Raw genomic sequence first — 2126 nt, 5'->3', positions numbered from 1 at the left:
GGTCTACGCTCATGGGCAGATCGTCGATCATCCGTTGTTCGTGGACGCGCCGCGCACGCCCAGCGGCACCACGGCTGCTCGGCGTCCGACGATCACCGCAGGACCGACGAGCTGAACACAATCGGCATGTAGGCGCCGGATAATGCCCGTCATTGCACATTCGTCAGTCGTTGTAGTAGTCGTCGTATTCGTCGTACTCGTCCGCAGTGGGGGAGGGCGCGTCGGCAACGGCCGCATCCGGTTCCCGCAGGCTGGGTGCGCCCGGCAGTAGATCGTCCGGATCGGGCATGTGGCCTACGATCTCTTCGATCGGCCGGATGGTCTCGGTGACCTGCTGATGTGCCAGCCGCGCTGCCGCCCTTGCTGTTTCGGTGATGGCACGGCCGAGATCCGCGGCCGCCCCGCGCAGGGCGTGCGGCCCCAATCGCACATCGGTGACCATTCCGGAGTGATCGACAGTCACTTCGACCGAACCATCGGATGAACTGGCCTTGGCGCTCACGGCGGACAATTCATCGCGGATATCGGCGAGTTGAGACCGTTGCACTTCATATCGCCACTGTTCCATCGGTCAGGTAATTCGTTCCCAGGTGGCATTCTTCACCACATAATGCCTACCGATACCGTGCGCTGAGCTGCCGTCTTCGGCGACGAGGTCGGCGTTATCACCCTCCTCGACCAACATGCCGGTGACTGCGAAAGCACTGTATAGATCGCCATCGTCCCACTCGCGAAGCCCTTCGATATAGACATGAGAACTCGGGCCGCATACAAGTATTGGCCCGGCCATTGCGTCCTCGGCTATGCCATACAAAGTAACAGTGCTATTGACGTATTCTTCGAGATTCATAATTCCTCCGCGTGGTCGTCGGTGTAATCGGTCATTGCGGCCTCCGCACGAAGCCGATGGCGATCACCGAACTATCGAAGTCCATATAGCTGGAAAAGAATTTGGTTGGAGAACTCTGATAAACCTCCATCGGACTATTCGCCCGCCTGACCGGATCCGGGTACTCCATATGATTGGCATGCCACCAGCTCCCTGATTGCGGGTCGTACCAACCATAGTCGAAGTTGACAAAGCCGGGCTTCCCGACGTATGTCGCACCCGACATATCAACCTGGCCAGTCGTCGGATCAGGTGCAAAACGTGCGGGATTGGGCGTTTCGCTACTTCCGCCGGACCAGAAGTGCTTGGAGTAGATGACCACCTCCCACTCCGACGGATCGCCGTCCGGCAGCCACCGCTCCACGTCTTTCAACTGCGCGAGATCCTTGTCCGCCTTCACCAGCCGCATGAATTCGCGCCTGCTAGCGGGCCTGCTCTCCAGTATCGCATTGAACTTGTCGGCGTATCCCGATACCTTCTCGAAGGTGCGCTTGCCGCCCTCGATTTTCGCCTCTCTTCTGGCGGTTTGCATTTCCCTCTTATATTCGTCGGATATCTTCGACCAGGCTTTCTTCGCATCCTCTTGGTAGCGCTTTGCCTGCTTCTCGCGCAATGCGACCTGGTCGCGCGCAAGCCTCACGTCGCGAGAGTCTTCAGTTGCGCCAGGCTTCTTTCGTGCTTCCGCCAGTTCCTGTTGCGCTTGCTTGAGCTGCTTCGCGGCGTCGGCCGCTCTTTGGTTGGCCACTTCCCCGGGTGCCAACACTTTCTCTGCCTTCGCAATCGCCTGCTGAGCAACAGGATCATCGAAGGCGAGATTCAGCTGCGGATTGCCCTCGACCCTGCCAAGGCGCGCCACCGTCAGGCCGATGCATCCTCGGTCGATGGTCTTCAGCTCCGCAGGGGTTATCGGCCGACCGATCCTACGCTCCCACATCTTGATGAAGTCGTCCTTCGTATACTTACGCTGGGGTTCTGGACGGCCACGGCTTCTGAGTGGGGGCGCCAGCTCGGGCTCCGGTGCCCTGGTGGGCGGCGGGGACTCCTCCCTACCGAACCCAAACACCTCACGCAAACGACGCAGCCGACCACGCGGCCTTTCTGCTTCGCGGCGTGCGCGGTCTTCTTCTTCGCGGCGGAGGCGTTCTGCTTCGCGGCGTGCGCGGTCTTCTTCTTCGCGGCGGAGGCGTTCTGCTTCGCGGCGTGCGCGGTCTTCTTCTTCGCGGCGGAGGCGTTCTGC

3 protein-coding genes are annotated in these 2126 nt (G+C 60.5%); all 3 read right to left on the bottom strand.

The window, feature by feature from the left end:
• Positions 1–163 precede the first annotated feature (163 nt).
• Positions 164–568: a YbaB/EbfC family nucleoid-associated protein gene (locus AB0J29_RS37105; RefSeq protein WP_364796038.1), complete on the bottom strand. Its 405-nt coding sequence runs from the start codon at positions 566–568 to the stop codon at positions 164–166.
• A 3-nt stretch (positions 569–571) separates the two neighbouring features.
• Complete coding sequence (locus AB0J29_RS37100; protein ID WP_364796036.1) at positions 572–850, bottom strand: hypothetical protein; 279 nt, start codon at positions 848–850, stop codon at positions 572–574.
• Positions 851–881: 31 nt separating this feature from the next.
• The coding region (locus tag AB0J29_RS37095; protein ID WP_364796034.1) for a hypothetical protein at positions 882–2126 on the bottom strand (1245 nt) is incomplete at its 5' end.

Origin of the sequence: Nocardia sp. NPDC049707 (genome assembly GCF_040674855.1) — a bacterium.
Classification (GTDB): Bacteria; Actinomycetota; Actinomycetes; order Mycobacteriales; family Mycobacteriaceae; genus Nocardia.
Note: the sequence above shows the minus strand (reverse complement) of the source record. Positions and strands in the feature narration are given on the sequence as shown.

Coding starts and splice junctions, on each gene's coding strand:
- AB0J29_RS37105 (WP_364796038.1), bottom strand. CDS start 568: ATGGAACAGTGGCGATATGAAGTGCAACGGTCTCAACTCGCCGATATC.
- AB0J29_RS37100 (WP_364796036.1), bottom strand. CDS start 850: ATGAATCTCGAAGAATACGTCAATAGCACTGTTACTTTGTATGGCATA.